Source organism: Pseudoalteromonas sp. QJM3NY_12 (assembly GCF_056173165.1).
In genome coordinates this window covers 74,830-97,619 of the sequence record NZ_CM149661.1, presented here as the reverse complement: position 1 = coordinate 97,619, position 22,790 = coordinate 74,830, and the positions used below count along the sequence as shown (strand labels likewise).

The window sequence follows — 22,790 nt, the reverse complement described above, 5'->3', positions numbered from 1 at the left end:
AATTAACTGTCCAAGTAATCAATACGCAGCTTTGCTATAATCGCGATCAGATTTTTTTAATTACGCGCTATCATGGATACAAAAATTCGACTCGCAAAGTACATAGCGCATGCCGGCGTATGCTCTCGCAAACAAGCGTCGCGCTTAATTGATGAAGGCGTTGTCATCGTTAATAATCGCCAAGCTAATCATATCGATCATGTGGACGAAAACGACAGTGTTATCGTTAATGGTCACGCCCTTAAAGGCCCTGCCGATTTAGTCTACTTTGCCTACCACAAACCAGTAGGGATTGACTGTAAACTCAATCAACACGACCCAAGTAGCCTTATTCATCATTTGCCGCAACTTACCCGTGTTTACCCTATTGGCCGCCTAGATAAAGACTCGCGCGGATTAATTATTTTGACCAATGATGGGGGATTTTGTAATCAGCTTATCCACCCTGACTTTCATCAACCTAAGCGCTATTTAGTAACCGTCAATAAAACTTTAGATGCGGATTTTTGCGAAAAAATGGCTGCAGGCGTCCCTGTCGACAAGCAAATGACCTTGCCATGTGAGGTAACTAAAATCACTGACAATCAGTTTAGTATTATTTTAAAACAAGGACTAAATCGACAAATTCGTAAAATGGCGCATTACTGTGGTTACAAAGTGATTGATTTATACCGCGTACAAATAAGTGAATTACTGTTAGACCATTTAAATTTACCTGAAAACCAGTTTATAAAAATTAATAAAAGCGACATTTTAGGCTAACAAGCTCACGCTCTCCCCCTCACTTTAATGCGATTAAAAAATATAAAATAAACTTGCAAAAATAGATTACAAGTGTAGTCTTAAATTAAAGATTACACTTGTAGGCAATAAAATGATCGAATTATCAAAAGCAGAATTTGAAGTACTCGATGCGCTATGGATTAGCTACCCCGCTAATGCCAGCCAAATTATTGAGCGCTTGAGTGATGATAAACAATGGCACGAAAAAACTATTAAAACCTTACTAGGTCGATTAGTTAAAAAAGGAGCGCTTAGCTTCGAAAAAGAAGGCCGCCAATATATTTACACCCCCTGTATAGAGCGTGCTGATTACACCTTAAAAGAAAGCCAAAACTTTATTGAGCGCTTTTTTAGTGGCCGTATAGCTCCGTTGGTAAGTGGTTTTGCAAAATCAGAAAAACTCTCTCAACAAGATATAAACGAGCTTAAAAAAGTCATAGATGACTGGGAAAAAAACCAAAAGTAAGGGATTCTCATGGTTATTCAAACAAGCTTTAATTGGCTAATAGAGCAACAGCTATTATTGAGTCTGTTGTTTGCAGGATTTGTTTTACTTGAGCGCTTTGGCTTAAAAGCAATTGGTTCGCAGCTTATTTATAAATTAGTGTGGTTAATACCAGCCTCGCTGCTTATCGCTAATTTACCCAATGCAATTAGGCCATTACAAAACAGTCCTATTAGTCATTACATCATTACTTTGAATCAACCATTAATAAGCACTATTAGTATTAACTGGGCGCTATTTTATGTAGTTATTACGGCACTGCTTTTATTCGCCACTTGGATTATTCATCGCCGATTTGTAAGCAACCTACAGCTTTGTGAAGTAACAAATTTACAAGCAGAAATAAACTCAGGGGTAAAAACCTTTACTAGCCATCAAGTTGCAACACCTATGGTAATTGGGGTACTAAATAGCAAGCTAGTTTTACCACACAACTACAATACTCTGTTTGATAAAGCTACATTGGCGCTTATTTTAGAGCACGAAAATGTGCATATAAAACGCAAAGATAACCTAACAAATGCGCTGCTATTACTGGCTACAATTTTAATGTGGTTTAACCCTTTAGCTTGGATGGCATACGCAAGCATTCGCCGCTTACAAGAGCTGACTTGTGATGAACAGGTACTAAGTAATAAAACCACACAGCAACAGATTTTATACAGCAAAGCCTTAGTAAACTGCGCTGCAAATGCACCAGCGGGTCTGATGGCTTATTCACACTACGGAGATAAAAAAACCATGTTACAACGACTTACTAATATCAAACATAATGGCGCACATTCACGCCTAGCAAAAGGGAGCTTGTTACTCATAGCTGCGAGTTTGCTCAGTGGGTTAGCAATTGCAAAACAACCACAGATTGAGGCAACTAAAACAGAGCATATTTCACCTGTAATTCGCATTGAGCCGCTTTATCCAGCCCAAGCAGCTAAGCAAGGCATTAGTGGATCTGTGGTGTTAAAATACGATATTACTGCCAATGGTAAAACAAAAAATATTAATGTACTTCAGTCACAGCCTTCAGATGTTTTTGATAAATCAGCTAAAGAAGCCTTGTCAAAGTGGGAGTATAAAACGTCAAAAGCAGGCTTTAACGATGTACTCGTACAGCTAGATTTTGCCATAAACAGCGAGGTTGCAAATACCGATTTGATAGAGCGAATTAAAGTATCGCATTAGTGCTATTGAGTTATTTAAGACTATAAAGCAAGCACCCTTTTAGGCTGCTTGCTTTGTGGTTTTTACTTATTCACGTTACAAACTGACAGCGATCATGCCAATAGCGGTCCCTATTCCCACCAGCCAAGTGAACGATCGAATAATATCGAGGTTTAAGTAATAAAAAACACAAAATAAAATACGCGCTACAATATGCGTCATCGCTAAAGTTTCGGTTACGGCATTGATATTATTGGTGCCTAATACGACAGCCAAAGCAACGGCAAATACCGCTAGCGACTCAAAACAATTTTGATGTGCGGCCAACGCCCTTGCTCCGAGCCCTGTAAGTTGCGTTTGTTGCTGGCGCGGATGTTTATTATCGTAACCACCGAGCTTATTCATTTCTATAATAGCTGGGATCCTTGCAACATAAGGCATGATCACTGCAATTAAGGCGCAAACCAATAAAGTCGTCATTATCATTCTCAAGTTATTATTTATAACTCAAAATAACACAGCAAATAAAAAAAAGCCGCCAAATATAAATAACCTGAGTTCTGGCGGCTAGCAGTAACATCCCAGACACTATAGCCGATTTAAGCAGTGCGTCACTGTGGCAAATTGTCGCAGGTGATGAATATTCATTATGCTTTTTTGATGGTCGCTTTCATGTCACAGTACTGCTAAATTACCCCTCCGCTTATTGTATGTTGTTTAAGATGATTTGGATTTTACTGACTATTTTTGCTGCATTTATGCAGTCATGGCGCAATGCTCTGCAAAGTAAATTAAGCACTCATGTGAGCATTGCTGGCGTTACATTAGCCCGCTTTATTGTGGCAAGCCCTATTGCTGGGCTGTATTTATATGCGCTTTATTATTACCAAGATGCTCCCTTTCCTTCATTTAACCCTTTATTTATTGGCTACATTATTGGTGCCAGCATAGTGCAAATTATTGCTACGGGGCTCATGGTTAAATTATTTAAAATGAATAATTTTGCTGTAGGCGCCGGCCTAGCTAAAAGTGAAGCGCTTATGGCGGCCATACTCGGGTTGCTATTTTTTGGCTCAACGCTTTCATTACTTGGTTGGCTTGGCGTGTTTATTGGTGCAATTGCGGTATTGCTATTAAGTGGTATCGCCAATGTGAAACACTTTAGCTTAAAAACAGCATTAACAGGACTTGCCTGCGGCACTTCGTTTGCGTTGTCATCGTCATGGATCAGAGAAGCCAGTTTAAATTCGGGGATTGCTTTTCCGTATGCGCCTGCATGGGTTTTATTGCTTGTTATTAGTTTACAAACACTAATGTTGTGTATTTATATTGCCTTAAAGGAACGCGATACGTTTAAAACTATGTTTCAACATAAGGGCATGACTTGTACGGTGAGTATATTTAGTTGCTTGGGATCAATAGGTTGGTTTAGCGCAATGAGCTTGCAACATGTTGCCTATGTAAAAACGCTCGGCCAGATAGAAGTATTTTTTACGATGTTGATTGCTGTTTTATGGTTAAAACAACCGCTAAAACGCCAAGATAGCGCTGGGCTATTATTGATTGCAGTGGCTGCGATATTGGTAATGCTGCCGAGCAGCTAAAAAAACGCAGGTATCAACCTGCGCTCGTTTTTAATAACTAATGACTAATTTTTAGGGTGATCACACCGCAAATAATCATTAACACACCAGCAATACGGCCAAACGTGGCGGCATCACCGTAAAATAATATACCCACTAAAAACGTACCAGCAGCACCAATACCCGTCCATACTGCATACGACGTGCCCATAGATATTTGCTTTTGCGCTAACCACAACATAAAGCCGCTCGCGACCATAAACCCAATGGCAATCGCGATGCCTTGCCAACGAGTTTCAGGAGTTTGAGAAATTTTTAACCCTATTGGCCAACCAATTTCAAGTAACCCAGCAATAATTAAATACATCCACGCCATTAAACATCTCTCTTTTTCAATATCACTTCATACAAGTCGTGACGGCGGTCTTTTAAATTACGCACTGTCCCTTCACTGTGAAGAATTTTTAACTTATCCATATCTAAGTCGCTAAATAATAACATTTCTGTATTGGTGGTGGCTTCATTTAGTGTGGCATCATGTGGAAATGAAAAGTCCGATGGGGTTAGTACCGCCGACTGTGAAAACTGCACATCTAAGCTTTCTACTTCAGGTAAGTTACCCACAGAGCCTGCAATAACCACATAACATTCGTTTTCAATGGCACGTGCTTGGGCACAATGGCGTACACGCAAGTAACTATTTTTAGTGTCAGTCCAAAATGGCACAAATAAAATATCCAAACCTTGGGTGGCCAAAATACGTGACAACTCAGGAAATTCGACATCGTAACAAATTTGAATACCTACACGGCCTGCATCTGTATCAAATACAGCAATTTTATCACCGCCTTGGATCACCCAATCGTTTTGTTCATGCGGGGTGATATGAATTTTACGTTGCTCGTCTATTTTACCGCTGCGATGGCATAAATAACTAACGTTATATATTTTATCGTCTTCGGCAAGCGGCATTGAGCCGGTAATAATGTTGGCGTTGTATTCTATCGCCATACGCGACATGGCGTTTTTAAAGGTCTCTGTGTATTCGGCTAAATAACGAATTGCCTCGGTTTGATTACTTTGCTCGGTTAATCCCATCAGTGGCGCATTAAAAAACTCAGGGAATAAAATAAAATCGCTTTTGTAATCAGATACCGTATCAACAAAGTATTCAACTTGCTTAAGCATTTCTTCAACCGATTCAACGCAGCGCATTTGCCACTGCACAGCCCCTACCCGCACGATTGATTTAGTTGACTCAATAACGGTGTCGGTTGGCTCATACATAATGTTATTCCACTCAAGTAATGTGGCATAACCGACCGACTCCTGATCTTCAGGTAAGTATTTTTTCAATAATCGTTTAACCTGAAAGTCATTGGCTAATTGAAAACTGAGTATGGGGTCATACAGCTCTTTTTGATCGACCTTAGCAATGTATTCCATCGGGGTCATTTCACTGCTGTGATTGTAATAACGTGGAATACGCCCACCCGCCAAAATAGCGCGTAAATTATACTGACGGCACAATTCTTTTCGCGCATCATATAAACGACGCCCTAAACGCATGCCTCGGTATTGCTCACTAATGGCAACATCCAAGCCGTATAAAGCATCCCCTGTGGTATCGCTAAATACACGGTCGTGGCCATCGGCAATATCTTCATAGGTATGCGGGTTTGAAAAACGCGCATAATCTACCTGTACACTCAGCGCTAAACCCACCAGCACGCCGTCATCCACAATACCTATTTGCCCTTCAGGGAACTGATCGATGAGTCTAAAAATAGTATGGCTTGGCCATGCTCCGCCTAGGTCGGGGTAAGCTTCGTCCATCAAGGTTTTAATTTGTGGGTATTGTTCTCGGGTTAAGTTACAAATTTCAAGATGGGTTTTTTCTGCCGACATACGCAACTCCTTGGGGCATGTAAGAATCAAAAAAGCTGAACACATGCTCAGCTTTATTAGGTTTATGCGTTTTTATTCGCGCTTTGCGCTACTTTAAACTGCGATAAAAAAGTGTGGTTACCCGCTCTTTAGGTAACCAATTAGCATATTCAAGGCCAAGTTCTGACAATGGATCTGCTTTAAGTACCTGCTCTAAACTGGCGTCATTTTGCATTGCTTTTAGCATAACATCTTTCGCTTTTTGCACCAGCTTACGATACGTGATCAGTCCTGAACGGTCACTTAGCGGGCCATGACCTGGAATAACTTGGGTTTTATCATCAATCTGATTAATCACATCATCAACCGCCGCTAAAACACCATCAACGCTCCCCCCACTGTCTACATCAACAAACGGCAGGCTGCCAAAGTTAAAGTAAATATCGCCCATGTGCACAATATTATCATTATTGAAAAAAATCACCGCATCGCCATCGGTATGGGCATGTTGATAATGCACAACATGCGCTTGCTCATTATTAAAGTGCAGTGTTAAATCATGACCAAAACTAATTCGTGGTAGGTAATCCGACCCTTCGCCATGTTTTTCTTTTAGGCGTTTATGTACATTATTGTGGGCAATAACATGGGCTCCGGCTTTAGCAAAGTTTTCGTTACCACCGGTGTGATCGCCATGATGATGAGTGTTAATTACAAACTCTGCACTGCCTGGCTTTAAGTCGCTAATGGTTTTTTTAATATCATCTGAGAGTTTGGCAAACTGATCATCAATGATATATATGCCATCATCCCCTACGCTGGCTGCAATGTTGCCACCTTGTCCGTATAGGACGTATACATGCTCGCTCAGTTGCTTAGCTGAAACTGGGTTGTCATCCGCTGCCGCGTAGTTGCTCAGTAGTAAAGTCGTTATTAATGCCGGTAGTAATTTTTTCATTGTTGTAACCCTATAATTAATAATCATGGTTATAAAACGTGATAGCAACTTATTTAGCTCACTCTGCATCCAAAGCTAGTCGTTGATAGGCACTATTTCAATTTGATGCATGAATGTTTGCGGTAACAATGGGGTGTGCTTTCCTTCTACATATTCATCAAAACCAGCTCGATAAAATTCAGAAAGTGGGTGCCCTGATTGCCCTCCAGGCACTGTTAAAATGGCACTTTCTAAATATCCAGGCTGGGCAATAAATCGCTGCGATGCGCCAAAACTGGTTTTTTGTACGGCAGGCATATAGCTATCACCAAAGCCTGGAGCGGTAGGCATATTTAGTAGCTTACTCAATAGAGGTATTTGTTTAGCAAATGGGTGTTCAATCGCTAATTCGTTTACTTTACCCCATTGCCAGTTTTGAATGTTATTACCAAATTTTGCTGTTAACTGCGCGAGAGTTTGCTCAAAAGCTGCCTGTAATTGCTGCTCCCAATTCGTAAATTGCGGGTTAACCCAACTTGCTGGCTGCGCTTTTATTAATTGCCAAACAGCGGGCTCTAAATCGCGTTTTACATAACTTAATGTACCATCCTGCTGATTGAGACTGGCTTCAATACTACTAAATAAAATATTTATTAGTTCATCACGATACGTCTTAACTAAAGTATAACCAACGGAGGTTGAGCAGGCGCATTGCTGCCAGTTATCCAGTGCATTGATATAATCTGCATTGTGTTCTGGCTGCTGTTTTAACTGCTCAAGTAATAAGCTATGCCAAGGAGTTAAAAAACGCGCTTGATTGTCTAACTGTAATTGGTAAAAGTCGCCTTCGTTAAACTGCTGTTTTTCAAACAACCGATCGCGTATTTGCGTCGCACGAGCACCTAGGGCATAGCCGCCATTACCAAAACGTGCATTATCCTCAGCAGAGACCACTCGCGAATTCCCTGTCCACAAGCGCCCACTCTCAGGGTTTTTAACAAACGGGCGAATAACTTCATTTTGCTGCCAAGTTGCTGAATATTCATTTTCATTAATGGCAAATTCACTAGGTGCTGTTCGCGCAGGAATACCACCCATGTGTTTCCAAGCTGCACTGCCTTGACTATCGACCACCATTAAGTTTTGTACCGGAATGCCCACGTTACTTGCTATATTAAGGGCATCATCCACTGTTTCAGCCTGCTCAAGCTGTAACAATTGCATATCAACGGCATACGGCTGATGCGCAGCCCAACTTAAGGCATAAGGCTGATTGTTAATGTATTTAACAGGGCCATACTCACTTAGCGTTAAAGGATAGATTTCATCGTTGCCATTATCCAAGGTAATCACTTCATTTACTTGCCATGTTTTACTGCTATCAGTTAATGCAATCCAGTCGGCTGTATCTATATAGCCATTAGTAAATCCCCATGCAATTTTATTATTACTGCCAACCACAATGGCAGGCGCCCCTGGTAACGAAACACCGGTTACCTGATAAGCTTGATTGTTATGAGTGTAATTAAGCTGCGCTCGATACCAAATAACCGGCACCGCCATTGATAAGTGCATATCATCTGAAAGCATCGCAGCTTGCGTATTAGTTAAATCTGCGGTCACTGCCCAGTTATTACTGCCTACTTCTAAATTAGCAGTAATGCTTTTAATCGCCGCTAATGGCTGCGTTGGTAACTGAGGTATAGTTTGAGAATAAGGTGTTAAAATACTGCCATCTAATGCTGCTTGGTATTGGCTTGGTTGGGTTAAAAATTCAACCATTTTTGCACCGTATTGCTGTTGTATTTGAATTAAAGCTTGGTCGCGCTCAAAGGTAGCGGTTTGTAAATCTAAATACATGCTAAAAATAACTAACAGACTATCTTCGCTTTGCCATGGTTGTTGCTCAGCTCCTGTAAGTAGGTATTCAAAACTTGGGTACCCTACTTGCGCAAGTCCTTCGTTTACCCCTTGTGCATAGCTTTTTAGTAGTTGCTTATCGGCTTCAGGGAGAGTTTTTAAAATCGCTTGGCTGCGTTTACGTAATTGATGAAAGCGCATTTTTTTATCAAGAGCGAGCGCGGCTTTACCAAATAGCTCACTGAGCTCACCTGCGGCATTACGTCTAAGTAAATCCATTTGAAAAAAGCGATCTTGCCCGTGGGCATAACCCAAGCCATAAGCAGCATCGTGGCGAGTAGCTGCAGTAATAACAGCTTGGCCAAGCGTATCTCGAGCAACTTTAACTGGCTGCGTTACCGCATCGCTTCGGCCTTTACCATCAAGGGTAGGTAAACTTAGAGTCAACACGCCGTATACAATGGCGGTCCCCCCAAGCGCTAAAACCACAACAATTAATAGCAACCGTTTGATTACTTTAAACATAAACATACCCTTCAACTTTTTCAATAAACTATTATTAGCATATATTCATAATCGTTCTATTAAAAACGCTACGAAAAGCGGGTAAAGGGTGAAATAAACATCAAAATCCACGATAATACACAGTTCATGTATTGTGCAGACCTAGTTGAGATCAAAATGACTGAAAAAACATTTATTAAAGGTAAAGACCGCGATTTAGAATCGTCTATCTCTACCATGCAAAACAAGCTAAAAGCGCTAAATATTAATATTGAAGAAGCGCTATGGCTTAACCCTGTAGCAAACTGTTATTCAGTTCATATAAAAGATAGCGACTGTGGTGTGATGTTTACTAACGGTAAAGGTGCTACTGATAAAGCCTCTATCGCTTCTGCGCTAGGTGAATATTTTGAGCGTTTAAGCTGTAACTATTTTTTTGCTGATTTTTACTTAGGTGAAGAATTTGCCAATGGTGACTTTACTCATTACCCGAACGAAAAGTGGTTTAAAGTAGCAGAAGATGAAGTACCACAAGGGATTATGGATGAAAGCTTATGGGATTACTTCGACCCTGAGCGTGAATTAACTGCCTCACACCTTTATGACTTTAATTCTGGTAATTTTGAGCGTGGTATTTGTACTGTGCCTTATACCCGCCAGCGCGACGGCCAAGATATTTATATTCCGGTGAACGTGATTGGTAATATTTTTGTTTCTAATGGTATGAGTGCTGGTAATACTAAATTTGAAGCCCGTGTACAGGGGTTATCGGAGGTATTTGAACGCGCCATTAAAAATCGCATTATTGCTGAAGGTATTAGCTTACCAATCGTGCCTGAAGATGTGGTAAAACAATACCCTAAAATTCATGAAGCCTGTGAAGAATTGCGTAGCCATGGCTTCCATTTACGTATTGCAGATGCCTCACTTGGCGGTAAATACCCTGTAATGAGTGTTACGCTAATCAACCCAGTGGATGGCTCTGTATTTGCCTCTTTTGGTGCTCATCCTTCATTTGAAGTGGCGCTAGAGCGAACCGTTACCGAATTACTGCAAGGTCGTCGCCTAGATCAACTAGACGTATTTCAACCTGCCACTTTTGACAACGACGAAGTAGCCACACCTGAAAACATTGAACTGCACTTTATTGATTCAAGCGGTTTAATTTCTCATGACTTTTTCCGTTCTGAAGCAGACTTTGAATTTGTACATTGGGACTTTAGTGGTTCAACTGAGCAAGAATATAACTTCTGTACTGATTTAATTCACAGCATGGGCCATGATATCTACATCATGGATTACACCCACTTAAATGTGTATGCATGTCGTATTTTAGTGCCTGGTATGTCTGATATTTATCCGGTAGATGAGCTTATTTGGCGTAATAACAACGAAGGCGCTAAATTCCGCGAAACTTTCTTATCACTTGATCAATATGACACTGAGCAACTGATGGAAATTTACGAAAACCTAGAAGAAGCTGGTCATAGCGATATTATTCGCGCTGCTGAATTCATTGGCTTAGCAACCGATGCCGATACGCCTTGGCATACTCTACGTATTGGTGAACTGAAAGCACACTTATGCTTAGCCGCAGGCAGCGAAGAAGCGATTGATTGGGTTGACTGGATTTTACATACCGGCCAAGTTAATGAAGACGCGATGCGTCATTTCCGTTGTTTAAAAGCTATTTTAGAAATTAAATACGATGACGAACGTGAATATACAAGTTACCAAGACGCCTTAGGACTGATGTTTGGCGCTAATAATGTAACCCTTGCAATTGAGATTGCAGAAGGTCGTACACGCTTTAACGGCTTAACTTTCCCAGGTTTATCGCTTGAAGGCTTTAAAAAGCACGCCGCATTATTGGATGGCTACCGCAAGTTACATGTTGCGAAACAGCATCATTGGGCACGCGAAGTTAGTGATTCATAATATCTAAACGTGTTTATAGTTAAAAAGAAAATGGCGCATATTTAACTGCGCCATTTTTGTTTCTAGTGTTAGTTAGCTATAGTTAAGCTTTCTATATTAACAATTTAATTACACCTTATGTGGCAACAGCGCAAAAGTAAACGCACATCCATTTATAATTTTAAGCTTACCTTTTTATTTGCAATCACTTTAATTGCAATAACAAGCTTAGTGCTTGAACGGCTTAATTATAATCGGGCAAAAGATGCTTACCGTTTACAAGTACTTTCTCAAGTAAGTACCTACAGAGCTCAGCTTGAAGCTATTTTGGTATCTAATATTCAGTTAATACGAGGCTTGGCTGTAGCCGTTGCTGCCGAGCCTAATTTAAGCCAAACACGTTTTGGGCAAATTGCCGCTCCACTGTTTAATACCTCGAACGAACTACGTAATATTGGTGCTGCACCTAATATGGTCATTACAATGACCTACCCGCTTAAAGGGAATGAAAAAGCCATTGGACTCAATTTTTTAGAAAATAAAGCGCAACGCGATGATGCTATTAAAGCACGCGACACTAATACTATTGTAATGGCTGGACCGCTCACGTTAGTTCAAGGCAGTGAAGCTTTGATTGCACGAGTGCCAGTTTATTTACCTGAAGACCACTCTTTTTGGGGGCTGCTTTCTGTGGTACTCGATATAGAAAAAGTCTATAACAACGCTGGAATTTTCGAATTACAAAAGAAATACACCGTTGCTATTCAAGGACGCAATGGCTTAGGTAAACAAGGTGAGTTTTTCTTTGGTGACCCTGAAATTACCAGCCAAAACCCGCTTGAGTTTAACCTAAACTTTCAAGGCGGAGCTTGGCAGCTCTATGTAGTGCCAAAAACAGGCTGGCAACCGGCATCGTCGTCTATCTGGCCGTTACGTATCGTTATTATTGTTATTTTGAGTTTGCTTATTTTTGCGTTTTTATTGTTTTTAAAAATGCTCAATAGAGAACACGAAAACGAAAAAATGCTCGAGGTAATGAGTAACCTAGCGCAAGTGGGCGCATGGTCATTTAATTTAGAAAAAAAGCAGGTATTTTGGTCAGACATGACCAAAAAGATATTTGAATACCCTTTAGATGAGCAACCTAAATGGTCATCCGATTTATATTACTTTAAAGAGGGTAAAAGCAGAGATAAGGCGGCTGAACTAATTTCCAGGGCGGTTAAATATGGTGAAAGCTACGAGGCCGAACTGGAAGTTATTAATGCCAACGGCGAAGTGATTTGGGCACTCATACATGGTGAAGCCGAGCATAAAAATGGGCGTTGTAACAGAATATTCGGCTCACTACAAAATATTGATGCCCGTAAAAAGGTAGCAATAGAAGATCAAAAAATAGCTCGTTTTAATGAAACCTTAGCGTCGTTAACTATTAGCGACCACATATTAAAAGGTAAATTAAGCGAATCAAAAGAGCTTATTACTCGTGCGGTGTGTCGTGCACTTAAAGTGAATACAGTAAGCATTCGCTTGTTTGATAAATACAAAACTCAACTTAGTCCCATTGCGAGTTATAGCCAAAATAACAGTGATAATAATACGCCTTGGCGCCAGCACGACATCCCTGACTTTTTTACCACCCTAGAAAACAAAGCCGTTTTTAGCGCTCAAGACGCACAGCAACAAGCTTGTCTCGCACCCATAGCAAAAAGCTACCTCGAGCCATCACCTATTAAAGCAATGTTATGTGTTATGATCCCCGCAGGCAGCGGCTCTATTGGTGTTGTATGCGCAGAGCAAGCAACGGTTAGATCATGGACGCAAAACGAAGAAGGTTTTTTAATTGCTATCGGCGCGCTAATAGGAAGTCTTCACTCTAGTGAACAACGCATAGAAACCGAAGCTGAACTAGTCATGGCAAAAGAAGCCGCTGAACAGGCGGTGATCGCTAAAAGTGAATTTTTAGCTAGCATGAGTCATGAAATTCGCACCCCGATGAATGGAGTGTTAGGTATGCTTAATATCATTCAGGCGACCTCACTTGATCAGCAACAACGTCATCATATAAAGCTTGCCCAATCGTCAGCAGAGTCTTTATTAGGGATTATTAATGATATTTTAGACTTTTCTAAAATAGAGGCTGGTAAGTTAGACATAGAAAGCATTCAATTTAATCTACCACAATTACTAGGCGAGATTATTGAGTCGTTTGCGCTCAAGGCCGAAAGCAATAACACCCAATTAATTTTAGATTCTACGCATGTAAGCACCAGTGAGATTGTGTGTGATCCAAATAGATTACGACAAATTTTAAATAACTTGATTGCCAATGCCGTAAAATTTACTCATAACGGACAAGTACTGGTAACCGCTACCATTGAAAAAACTCTCGATGATACGACTTTAGAATGTGCGATTATTGATACCGGCATTGGTATTAGTTTAGAGAAGCAAAAACAGTTATTTGATTCTTTTACTCAAGCTGATGCATCAACAACCCGCCAATATGGCGGTACAGGTTTAGGGTTGGCAATAGTTAAGCAGCTGTGCGAACTCATGGGAGGCGAGGTAAGTGTAAATAGCTCACCTAATGAAGGCAGTACCTTTACTTTTTCAGTCAGCATTACCTCAGTGATAGACCAAGCATTTGATTTAGATTGTCAACATATACAAGCAAAGCGAATACTCATTGTTGATAATAGCGAGATGAATGCCACCATCATCGAGAAGCAATTAATGCTATGGGGCGCAGATGTCAGTGCAGTATGTGATTATGAAGAGGTTGAAACTTATATAAGTAATCATCAACAAACGCCACCGGATGTAGCAATTATTGACACAAGCTTTTTGGAGCCTGTAGCACACCCTTTGGCTGAAAAGTTGAAACATTTTTTAGTGAAAAGCCATATTTTGATTATGGCCCCAATGAGCTATTCAAAAAGCAATTTATTTTATGGAAACAATGAAGCAGCCTTAATTTTTAAACCTCTCACTGCTATTGATTTATATAACACGCTGGTAAAAAGTACATTGGCAGCACAACCTAAAGAGTTAGCGCTGCCTCCAGCGATTAATAAACAAAAAAAAGCGAAAGGCCATGTGTTGCTTGTAGAAGATAACAAAGTAAACCAAGTGGTTGCATGTGCATTATTAAAACAAGCTGAGCTTACCTTTGATATTGCAGAAGATGGCAAAGACGCCCTAACCAAATTAAACCGAGCAACCGCAAACACTTATCAACTTATTTTAATGGATTGCCAAATGCCTATTATGGATGGATACCAAGCTACCATGGCTATTAGAGAGGGCCTTGCGGGTCAAGAGAATCAAACCATCCCCATTATTGCACTAACGGCTAATGCAATGCGCGGAGATAAAGACAAATGTTTAAATGCCGGTATGAACGACTATTTAAGTAAACCTCTCGATGGCCCTGCTATGCATGCTAAATTGCAACAATGGCTTAGCGCTAAATAACAGTGTAAGCTTAAAATAGAATCGATGAAGTAAGGGATATTATGCAGTTATCAGTTGAACAACAAAGAGTTATTGGCTGTTTATTGGAAAAGCAAACAACAACGCCTGAACATTACCCACTATCATTAAATGCCTTAACGAATGCTTGTAATCAAAAATCAAATCGCGCTCCTGTGCTCGAATTAAGCCAACAGCAAGTTCAGGCTACCATTGCCGAATTAATCGACTTACGCTTGGTAACAGAAGATGAAGGTCTCAGTGGACGTGTATCTAAATACGACCATCGCTTTTGTAATACACAATTTAGTCACTTACAATTTAACGCACAACAACGCGCCATTATATGTTTATTATTATTGCGGGGAGCTCAAACACCCGGTGAATTAAAAACCCGTTGTGCTCGCTTAGCTGACTTTACCAATGTTGACGACGTTGAAACATCGCTTGAACAATTGATTGAAAATGGCCATGTTAAAAAGCTGCCCCGTGAGCCTGGTAAGCGTGATAGCCGTTATATCCACTTATTTACAGCACCTTCTGCAGAAAACGATGAGCCAACAGCAACACAAACCATTACAGACGAGTTAAAAAACCAAGAGCTCAATGAGATACTCGCTGAAATTAACGAGCTAAAAGCTCAACTTAAACAAATAAAAGAGTATATAGGACTTTAATTGTGTAATTTGAAATCACATAATAGCTATTCTTTTTTGAGCATTAAAACTTTTTAACTTTAAGGAGCGGGCCATGCGCGCCGAAATTATGGCTGAAATGAAGGTTCAGCCTAGTATTGATGTTAACGCTGAAATTAAACGCCGAGTAAATTTTATTAAAGCACGTTTAAAAGCTGCATACTCAACTTCACTGGTACTAGGTATTAGTGGCGGTGTAGACTCATCAACCTGTGGCCGATTATGCCAACTTGCTGTTAATGAGCTTAATCAAGAACACCAAGATACACAGTATCAATTTATTGCGGTGCGCTTACCGTATGGAGTGCAAGCAGATGAAAGCGAAGCACAAATGGCGGTTGATTTTATTAAGCCCAGCACCCGTATGACCGTTAATATTCAGCCTGCAACCGACGCACTGCACGAGCAAACAATGGCAACTTTAGCTGGTAATAATCAGCCATTGCCAACACAAGAAAAAATAGACTTTATTAAAGGCAATGTGAAAGCACGCCAACGCATGGTTGCACAATATGAAATTGCTGGGTTTTGCCAAGGGCTCGTTGTAGGTACCGACCATAGCGCCGAAAACATTACCGGTTTTTATACTAAGTTTGGCGATGGCGCCTGCGACTTAGCCCCTTTGTTTGGTCTATCTAAACGTCAGGTTAGAGCATTGGCAACAGCATTAGGTGCACCTGCTTTGTTAGTTGAAAAAGCACCTACTGCGGATTTAGAAAGTGATAGACCAGGTTTGACTGACGAGGAAGCATTAGGCTTAAGCTATGAAGAAATTGATGACTTTTTAGAAGGTAAACCAGTCTCCGAGCATGTGGAACAAACACTGATTGCAATTTACCAACGCACGCAACATAAGCGCCAGCCTATTCCAACAATATACGATGCTTTTTAAATCAATATTATAAGTGTGATTTAACTGATCGAGCCGCTTATATTTTACGTAAAAAATGGCGTGAAAATAAGTGGCTTAAATTTTAACGGTTAACCTTAACGCTTGCCAACAGAGAGTTTTATATTTTATGACCCCCCCTATTTTGATTACTGGTGCAGGACAACGTATTGGACTTGCGCTTGCACAGCATTTTATAGCCCAAGGGCAAGCGGTCATTATTACTTATCGTACCCGCCATAAAGCGGTAGATTTGCTAGAACAACAAGGGGCCACTTGTCTTTATGCTGACTTTAGTTCTGATGAGGGTATTAATACTTTTATTACATTACTTAAAGCACAGACTGACTCACTAAGCGCGATAATTCATAATGCATCAAGCTGGGACTGTGAAGCTAACAACCCTCAGTTTGAGCAGCTGTTTGACAATATGATGCGCATTCATGCAAAAACACCGTACTTGGTAAACTTACGCTGTGCAGATTTACTATTAAATTATCAGGCGTCTCACGCTAAGCCCGCTGACATTATTCATCTAACTGATTACGTAGTGGAAACTGGCAGCCCAAAACACTTAGCCTATGCGGCCAGCAAAGCCGCCTTGGATAACTTAACCAAATCATTTAGTGCTAAATATGCACCGAATATTAAAGTGAATTCAGTCGCACCATCATTAATTATTTTTAATCAACATGATGATGAGCAGTATCGCGCTAAAACTTTAAAAAAATCATTAATGGGTATCGAACCTGGATGCCAAGAAATTATCAATAGCATCGACCTACTACTAAACAGCCACTACATCACAGGCCGTGCTTTACCTGTTGATGGTGGTCGCCATCTTAAGTAAGTCATCTAAATAAACGAGAAACTTATGCATAACGAATTAAAAGAAAGCTATCAAAAAATTATAACCGCAGTCGGTGAAGATGCAGAACGTGAAGGGTTGCTCGATACTCCAAAACGCGCTGCAAAAGCGATGGAGTACCTAACTCAAGGTTACCGCCAAACGCTTAACGAAATCACTAACAATGCAGTATTTACCTCAGATGCTGACGATATGGTGTTGATACAAGATATAGAGCTTTACTCTATGTGTGAGCATCACTTATTACCGTTTATTGGCCGCTGTCACATTGCTTATATCCCTGATGGCAAAGTGTTAGGTTTGTCTAAGTTTGCACGTATTGTGGATATGTTCTCTCGCCGTTTTCAAATTCAAGAACAGCTAACCCATCAAATTGCCAAAGCGGTTGAGGAAGTAACCGGTGCCAAAGGTGTAGGCGTCATTGTTGAGGCAAAGCACATGTGTATGATGATGCGTGGTGTAGAAAAGCAAAACTCAAGCATGCGTACTTCGGTAATGCTAGGAAACTTTAGAGCCGATCCGAAAACACGTAACGAGTTTTTACAGCTGATCAAAGGATAATCTATGGCTAACGCAATAATTAATGTAACTAATTTACGGCTACGCACGTTCATTGGCTTTAATCCAGATGAACGTGAAAAAAAACAAGATGTAGTCATTAATTTAGAAATTCATTATCCGGCTGATCAAGCTTGTGAAACTGATGAAGTAGAACAAGCACTTAACTACAAGGTAATTACTAAAGAAGTAATTACCTTAGTTGAACAGGGTCACTTTTTATTGTTAGAAAAATTAGTTGCTGAAATTCTTGCTGTTTGCCACTCGCACCCAAGTGTGAATTACGCCAAAGCCCGAGTGGATAAACCTCATGCGCTGCGCTTTGCAGACTCTGTGTCGCTAACTCTGGACTGGCACAAATAATCCAACGGCAAGGGCTATTACAGCTAAATAACGTAGCCCTTTGCCGAGTGTTACTAGCACTAAAAACATACTAAAGCGCACTTTAAACACGCCGCCAATAACAGTTAGTGGATCGCCAACAATAGGTAACCACGCAAACAGTAAGCTATATACTCCATATTTATTAAACTGCTTTTGCGCTTTTTTAAGCCCTTTTTCAGAAACTGGAAACCATTTTTTATCTTTGAAGCGTAATGCTTGTGTTCCAAGCCAATAATTAACACAACTGCCTAATACATTGCCTAAGGTTGCTGCAAACCAAATTAGCCATAAGTTAGTATTACCTTGCATTATCATCCCACCCATCAATACTTCAGACGAGCTGGGTAATAACGTAGCCGATATAAATGCTGTAAAAAATAATGTTATATAGAGCATTTTTCCCTTATGACTAAAAACTAAACCCAGCCATTAAGCTGGGTTTGAACGACTTTTTAACTTAAATCAAAACGCTTATTTAATTAAATTTAAGCTAAGGGGATAATTAAACTCTTTGCCATCGTTGGCTTTTACGCTTGCGATAACCACCATCACAAATGAAAAGATAGCGACCATAGGTAACAGTAGTAAACCAACAGCTGCAAAAATTAGTAAAAAACATACAAAATAAGCTATAGCCATAGTAATTTGAAAGTTAAGCGCTTTTTTACCATGTATATCAACTATAGGCATTTCATCTTTTTTAATTAGCCAAATAATAAGGGGGCCTAACACCGAGCCGAATGGCACAATAAACCCAGCTAATGCACTTAAATGACATAGCATTGCCCAAGTTCGGTCATCTTTATTAACGACTTTAATTTCTTGATTTTCTTCCATAGCACAATCCTTTAATTTTTAAAATCCGGTTTAATTATACACAGGTATATAACACCACTTATCTATTTATTTGTAAAAAAATCACAACCTAAATTTCTGTGATAAAAAAGTGATAAGTTTGTGAGAGTTTCTGGAGACGATTGTTCAATACTTATCTCGAATCATCACATACAGGAAATAAAAATGAAAGCTTCAACATTTACACTTGCAACTCTTTTAGCAGTAGCTAGCCAGTCAGCCATAGCTGCAGAGTTAGACCTAGCAATAACCAACCTAACACAAGGCATTCACTTTACCCCACTGCTAGTTACAGCACACGACAGCGAAGATAAGCTTTTTGAAGTTGCAACTGAAGCTTCTACTGCATTACAAACAATGGCTGAAGGTGGCAACATTGCAGAACTAATGGCACAAGCTACTGCAGCAGGTAGCGACATGGCTGCAAACCCAGCAGGAGGCTTATTAGCGCCATCATCATCGGCCATGGCCACACTAATGACAACCGATGGTAATGACTACCTCTCAGTAACCGCTATGTTACTGCCTACAAACGATGGCTTTGTTGGCCTGGATAGCTGGAAAATCCCAACCGAAGCAGGCACTTATACTGTTTACTTAAATGCATATGATGCAGGCACTGAGCACAATAATGAACTCATTGTCGATGGCTCAGGTGCACCGGGTACGCCAGGTATTCCTGCAGCCCCAGGTGGCGACGCGGGCACAGGCGGCGCTGGCTTAACAAGTACCGATAGCAATATTAACGTACATATTCATCCAGGCACGTTAGGTGACGACGATTTAACCGCTGGTAATAGCGATTTAAGTAATACGGTTCACAGATGGTTAAACCCAGTAGCTAAGCTAACCGTTACGGTTAAGTAGGAGCGTTATCATGGCATCTTTAAATAACTTTAAAAAAAGCATCGTGGTTGTTGCACTTGCAGCCTCACTTGCAGCCTGCGGCGATAACGACAGAAACGAACCTGTTCAGGTTGTCACACCGCCAACTCCTGAGCCTGTAAGCTATACATTTGATGTTACCGTCAGCAATTTAACCGCGGGGCAGCCACTATCGCCTATTGCTGTTATTGCACATACTGAAGGCACTCTTTGGCAAATTGGCAATGCGGCCTCAATTGCATTAGAAGCAATAGCTGAAGGAGGCGATAACAGCCAACTGCTTGCATTAGAAAACGCTATAGCCAACGCATCAAGCGAAGGTCCTGTTGGACCTGGTGCTAATACCACGATTACATTAACCACAGACTCACTTGAGGCACTTAAGTTGTCGCTTGCCACTATGATGGTGAATACAAATGATGGGTTTACCGGTCTTAGTGCTTTAGATGTATCTTCATTAGCCGTCGGCGACTCTTTAACTCACACTACCGTTGCTTATGATGCAGGTACTGAAGCAAATACAGAAGCAGCTGGTACGATACCCGGTCCTGCTGATGGCGGAGAAGGTTTTAATGAAGCCCGTGATGATGTTAATTTTGTAGCAAGACACCCAGGTGTAGTTACAAATGAAGATGGTTTGTCTGGCTCAGTGCTTAGCCCTGAACATAAATTTGATAACCCATTAGCAAAAGTGGTTATTACCCGCACTCAGTAATTCGTTTATCAATATCAACCTCGATATACCAGCTTTTAATGGGGAAGTTGGGGAGCACGGAAGCCCCCCTTTTTTACGAGGATAAATGATGCGCCATGAAAAGTTACTCATAGTTGAAGACGACAGAGAAATTGGTAAATTAATTACCACACAGCTTACATCGCTAAATTTACATGTGGATCATGTTGTAAGTGCTGAACTGGCTTTGAAAAAAATAGCCAAACAATCTTACGGGCTTATTTTACTGGATATAAACCTTCCGCAAATGGATGGATTGAGTTTATGTCGTAAAATAAAAGAACACTATCCAACTATCTCAGTGATTTTACTAACAGCACTAAGTAGCGATATGGACAGAGTTATTGGCCTAGAAATGGGCGCCGACGATTATATTTGTAAACCCTTTTTTGCACGTGAACTACAAGCCAGAGTAAAAACCCAACTGCGACACAGAGCACAATTGCTCGCGAGCCAAAATACTAACCAGAATACGATTAAGGGCGAAACAACGCTTCATGTTGGTTCGCTACACATTGAATTTGACTCTCATCAAGTGTACTTAGCTGAACAGGCAATTAACCTAACCGCCACCGAATTTGATTTGCTTGTGTACTTTGCACGTCACCCAAATCATGTCTTTAGCCGCCAACAACTGCTCGATAAAGTATGGGGGTACCAACACAGCGGCTACGAACATACGGTTAATTCGCATATTAACCGCTTGCGCGCAAAGCTCGAATTACATCAACCAACTCCCATTATAGAAACCGTTTGGGGTGTGGGATACAAACTCAACCCAAACCAACTTAATTAAGATTTTTATTATGAAACTTTCTTTGTACCAAAAATTAGCAGTGTCGTTAGCCGTTATTTTTTGTTTTATTTGTGCGCTAGTTTATAGCTGGAGTAAACAATTAGAACTCAACTCCAAACACCATGGCGAACAAAACTTACATTTAGCACTGGCTGAACATTTAGTACAAGACAATCCATTAATAAAAGAAGGCGTATACGATTACGAAGCCCTTGAAAACCTGTTTCATACTCTAATGCTGTTAGGCCCTGCCTTTGAATTTTACTTTGTAGACCAGCGCGGAAAAATATTGACTTACTCCGCAGAACCCGGAAAAGTAAAGCGCTCACACGTTAATTTAGAGCCGCTAAAAAAGCTGATTGCCCACCCAAACACAACACCTATTTATGGTGATAACCCACGAGACCCACAGCAACAAAAAATATTTTCTGTGGCGCCTGTATTTAACAACAATGCATTACAAGGGTATTTATATATAATTATTGGTGGTGAGGCATACGACACCTCACTCAATAATATAAAAAGTAACGACTCGTTATTAGTGGCTGCTATGTGGCTTGGCTCAACACTCGTTTTTTTATTTATTGCGATGCTTATTTTACTGCGATTTTTCACAAGCCCTATTCAACGTCTTGCAAAAGATGTGAGCAATATTGAGGCTGCTAACTATAGCCTAACCGATACAAAACTAAGTCACTATTCAAATCAAAAAAGCAACGAAGTCCACAGCCTAGGTCGAAGTATTCAAGCGATGATAACGCGTATAAACGAGCAATTTAAAGCACTTGAGCAAGGTGATAAACAACGTAAAGAGCTGCTTACTCACCTCTCCCATGATCTGCGAACACCACTAGCCTCTCTACAAGGTTTTTTAGAAGTGATAAATCAGTCAGGTGACAAACTAAGTAAACAAGAACAGCAAGAATACTTGCAAGTCTCATTAAATAACTGTGGACAGCTAAAGCAACTTATAGAGCAAATTTTTGAACTTGCTCACTTAGAAAATGGCCAAATAAACATTAATAAAGAAACATTTAACCTAGGAGAGCTAATTTACGATTGTATTGCTAAGTTTAGTATTGTTGCGCAACAAAAAGGCATTAATTTATCGGTTGAGCCAGAAATTTGTGACTTCCCTGTCATCGCCGACATAGCCAAACTTGAGCGCGTTTTAAGTAACTTAATCGATAATGCAATTAGGCATACTCCCCTTGGTGGCAGTATTGAGGTTAGCGTAAGACGAAGTAACCACTATCAATTATTTGTGCAAGTTTCGGATACCGGAGTTGGTATTAAACATGATGAGTTACAAGCTATTTTTGATCCCCACTACCAAGCTAGTAATTCTAATAAAGCGGGCCGTCAACAAGGTGGGTTAGGGCTTGCTATTTGTCGTGGACTATTAAAGCTTATGGACAGTGAAATAAATGTTCAAAGTGAGATAGGCAAAGGCACTATTTTTAGCTTTAATTTGCCACAAAAAAAAGGCGTAACTTAACGTTACGCCTTGGCTCAT

Annotated in this window: 22 protein-coding genes; 15 read left to right on the top strand and 7 right to left on the bottom strand. The window is 40.4% G+C overall.

Translation table 11 applies throughout. The features are described from left to right. Nucleotides 1-72 precede the first annotated feature (72 nt). The 3 genes from AC0VZ5_RS00480 (at nucleotide 73) to AC0VZ5_RS00470 (ending at nucleotide 2,470) form a co-directional block, all read left to right on the top strand. A complete protein-coding gene (locus tag AC0VZ5_RS00480) occupies nucleotides 73-762 on the top strand; it encodes a pseudouridine synthase (RefSeq protein WP_475473724.1) in 690 nt (229 codons plus the stop codon). 112 nt (nucleotides 763-874) lie between these two features. Then, entirely contained in the window at nucleotides 875-1,249 is a 375-nt protein-coding gene (locus AC0VZ5_RS00475) for a BlaI/MecI/CopY family transcriptional regulator (protein ID WP_008109021.1), read from the top strand. A gap of 9 nt (nucleotides 1,250-1,258) precedes the next feature. Further along, a complete protein-coding gene (locus AC0VZ5_RS00470) occupies nucleotides 1,259-2,470 on the top strand; it encodes a M56 family metallopeptidase (protein ID WP_475473721.1) in 1,212 nt (403 codons plus the stop codon). Between the two features lie 75 nt (nucleotides 2,471-2,545). Here AC0VZ5_RS00470 and AC0VZ5_RS00465 read toward each other — a convergent pair whose 3' ends face one another. Further along, nucleotides 2,546-2,929 (bottom strand): MAPEG family protein, encoded by a 384-nt coding sequence (locus AC0VZ5_RS00465; protein ID WP_193050286.1) that lies wholly within the window; start codon nucleotides 2,927-2,929, stop codon nucleotides 2,546-2,548. Nucleotides 2,930-3,171: 242 nt separating this feature from the next. Here AC0VZ5_RS00465 and AC0VZ5_RS00460 point away from each other — a divergent pair, with 242 nt between their 5' ends. Continuing rightward, the gene (locus tag AC0VZ5_RS00460) at nucleotides 3,172-4,053 is read left to right on the top strand and encodes a multidrug transporter (protein WP_475473719.1); all 882 of its coding nucleotides are present in this window, start codon (nucleotides 3,172-3,174) and stop codon (nucleotides 4,051-4,053) included. Nucleotides 4,054-4,090: 37 nt separating this feature from the next. Here the strand turns inward: AC0VZ5_RS00460 and AC0VZ5_RS00455 are convergent, their stop codons facing one another. From AC0VZ5_RS00455 to AC0VZ5_RS00440, 4 genes are all read right to left on the bottom strand, one after another. Continuing rightward, nucleotides 4,091-4,408 carry a DMT family transporter gene (locus AC0VZ5_RS00455; RefSeq protein ID WP_475473717.1) on the bottom strand — a complete coding sequence of 106 codons (318 nt, stop codon included), beginning with the start codon at nucleotides 4,406-4,408 and terminating at the stop codon, nucleotides 4,091-4,093. Then, nucleotides 4,408-5,940: a bifunctional GNAT family N-acetyltransferase/carbon-nitrogen hydrolase family protein gene (locus AC0VZ5_RS00450; RefSeq protein WP_076919942.1), complete on the bottom strand. Its 1,533-nt coding sequence runs from the start codon at nucleotides 5,938-5,940 to the stop codon at nucleotides 4,408-4,410. Before AC0VZ5_RS00450 ends, AC0VZ5_RS00455 begins: the two co-directional genes overlap by 1 nt. 88 nt (nucleotides 5,941-6,028) lie before the next feature. Beyond that, a complete protein-coding gene (locus tag AC0VZ5_RS00445) occupies nucleotides 6,029-6,877 on the bottom strand; it encodes an MBL fold metallo-hydrolase (protein ID WP_008109010.1) in 849 nt (282 codons plus the stop codon). A 75-nt stretch (nucleotides 6,878-6,952) separates the two neighbouring features. Then, nucleotides 6,953-9,241, bottom strand: a complete 2,289-nt coding sequence (locus AC0VZ5_RS00440; protein WP_475473714.1) for a penicillin acylase family protein — start codon at nucleotides 9,239-9,241, stop codon at nucleotides 6,953-6,955. A gap of 156 nt (nucleotides 9,242-9,397) precedes the next feature. Here AC0VZ5_RS00440 and ycaO point away from each other — a divergent pair, with 156 nt between their 5' ends. From ycaO to folX, 7 genes are all read left to right on the top strand, one after another. After that, nucleotides 9,398-11,158: a 30S ribosomal protein S12 methylthiotransferase accessory factor YcaO gene (ycaO, locus tag AC0VZ5_RS00435; RefSeq protein ID WP_290170613.1), complete on the top strand. Its 1,761-nt coding sequence runs from the start codon at nucleotides 9,398-9,400 to the stop codon at nucleotides 11,156-11,158. Nucleotides 11,159-11,275: 117 nt separating this feature from the next. Further along, nucleotides 11,276-14,614, top strand: a complete 3,339-nt coding sequence (locus AC0VZ5_RS00430; protein WP_475473711.1) for an ATP-binding protein — start codon at nucleotides 11,276-11,278, stop codon at nucleotides 14,612-14,614. A 41-nt stretch (nucleotides 14,615-14,655) separates the two neighbouring features. Next, a complete protein-coding gene (locus AC0VZ5_RS00425) occupies nucleotides 14,656-15,288 on the top strand; it encodes a YceH family protein (protein ID WP_198522066.1) in 633 nt (210 codons plus the stop codon). A gap of 73 nt (nucleotides 15,289-15,361) precedes the next feature. Next, a complete protein-coding gene (gene nadE / locus AC0VZ5_RS00420) occupies nucleotides 15,362-16,198 on the top strand; it encodes an ammonia-dependent NAD(+) synthetase (RefSeq protein ID WP_138605451.1) in 837 nt (278 codons plus the stop codon). A 127-nt stretch (nucleotides 16,199-16,325) separates the two neighbouring features. Continuing rightward, nucleotides 16,326-17,045 (top strand): dihydromonapterin reductase, encoded by a 720-nt coding sequence (folM, locus tag AC0VZ5_RS00415; RefSeq protein ID WP_475473708.1) that lies wholly within the window; start codon nucleotides 16,326-16,328, stop codon nucleotides 17,043-17,045. A 24-nt stretch (nucleotides 17,046-17,069) separates the two neighbouring features. After that, nucleotides 17,070-17,624: a GTP cyclohydrolase I FolE gene (folE, locus tag AC0VZ5_RS00410; RefSeq protein WP_008108996.1), complete on the top strand. Its 555-nt coding sequence runs from the start codon at nucleotides 17,070-17,072 to the stop codon at nucleotides 17,622-17,624. Between the two features lie 3 nt (nucleotides 17,625-17,627). After that, nucleotides 17,628-17,984 carry a dihydroneopterin triphosphate 2'-epimerase gene (gene folX, locus AC0VZ5_RS00405; RefSeq protein ID WP_054202892.1) on the top strand — a complete coding sequence of 119 codons (357 nt, stop codon included), beginning with the start codon at nucleotides 17,628-17,630 and terminating at the stop codon, nucleotides 17,982-17,984. Here folX and AC0VZ5_RS00400 read toward each other — a convergent pair. Together AC0VZ5_RS00400 and AC0VZ5_RS00395 are read right to left on the bottom strand one after the other, a co-directional pair. Then, the gene (locus AC0VZ5_RS00400; RefSeq protein ID WP_010392588.1) at nucleotides 17,961-18,401 is read right to left on the bottom strand and encodes a YqaA family protein; all 441 of its coding nucleotides are present in this window, start codon (nucleotides 18,399-18,401) and stop codon (nucleotides 17,961-17,963) included. The genes folX and AC0VZ5_RS00400 overlap by 24 nt on opposite strands. 75 nt (nucleotides 18,402-18,476) lie before the next feature. Beyond that, the gene (locus AC0VZ5_RS00395) at nucleotides 18,477-18,842 is read right to left on the bottom strand and encodes a DUF4870 domain-containing protein (protein WP_178954505.1); all 366 of its coding nucleotides are present in this window, start codon (nucleotides 18,840-18,842) and stop codon (nucleotides 18,477-18,479) included. Nucleotides 18,843-19,025: 183 nt separating this feature from the next. Between AC0VZ5_RS00395 and AC0VZ5_RS00390 the strand changes: the two genes are divergently transcribed. The 4 genes from AC0VZ5_RS00390 to AC0VZ5_RS00375 all read left to right on the top strand — a co-directional run bounded on the left by AC0VZ5_RS00390 (nucleotide 19,026) and on the right by AC0VZ5_RS00375 (nucleotide 22,772). Next, nucleotides 19,026-19,727 carry a spondin domain-containing protein gene (locus tag AC0VZ5_RS00390; RefSeq protein ID WP_475473705.1) on the top strand — a complete coding sequence of 234 codons (702 nt, stop codon included), beginning with the start codon at nucleotides 19,026-19,028 and terminating at the stop codon, nucleotides 19,725-19,727. Between the two features lie 10 nt (nucleotides 19,728-19,737). Next, complete coding sequence (locus AC0VZ5_RS00385) at nucleotides 19,738-20,460, top strand: spondin domain-containing protein (protein ID WP_475473703.1); 723 nt, start codon at nucleotides 19,738-19,740, stop codon at nucleotides 20,458-20,460. Nucleotides 20,461-20,548: 88 nt separating this feature from the next. Next, complete coding sequence (locus AC0VZ5_RS00380; protein ID WP_138605474.1) at nucleotides 20,549-21,274, top strand: response regulator transcription factor; 726 nt, start codon at nucleotides 20,549-20,551, stop codon at nucleotides 21,272-21,274. A gap of 10 nt (nucleotides 21,275-21,284) precedes the next feature. Beyond that, nucleotides 21,285-22,772: a sensor histidine kinase gene (locus tag AC0VZ5_RS00375; RefSeq protein ID WP_475473701.1), complete on the top strand. Its 1,488-nt coding sequence runs from the start codon at nucleotides 21,285-21,287 to the stop codon at nucleotides 22,770-22,772. The last annotated feature ends 18 nt before the right edge of the window (nucleotides 22,773-22,790 follow it).